The 239-nt window shown below is 65.7% G+C and carries 1 protein-coding gene; it reads left to right on the top strand.

All coding sequences use genetic code 11. The features are described 5' to 3' along the window. The coding region (locus ACCC94_RS30500) for a hypothetical protein (RefSeq protein ID WP_413353272.1) at positions 1 to 239 on the top strand (239 nt) is incomplete at both ends.

The raw sequence follows: 239 nt of genomic DNA, 5'->3' as shown, positions 1-239 counted from the left end.
GTGCAGCACCGGTGGGGGTGGTCAGCATGGGCGCGCAGGGGGCCGAACGCAGCGTGCAGCATGTGGCTGCTGGCCTCCTGTCGCGCGGCAGCACTGACGCCGTGAACGGTTCGCAGTTGTTTGCCTCCAACCAGCAGACGACCTTGAACTGTAACGACATCGTTAGCCTGGACAGCCGCATGACGGGTGCCGAGACCGGCTTCGGCAACCTGGATACTCGCGTCACGGGTACCGAGGGG

Source organism: Pseudomonas sp. Pseusp97, from assembly GCF_047304025.1.
Lineage (GTDB): Bacteria > Pseudomonadota > Gammaproteobacteria > Pseudomonadales > Pseudomonadaceae > Pseudomonas.
Note: the sequence above shows the minus strand (reverse complement) of the source record. Positions and strands in the feature narration are given on the sequence as shown.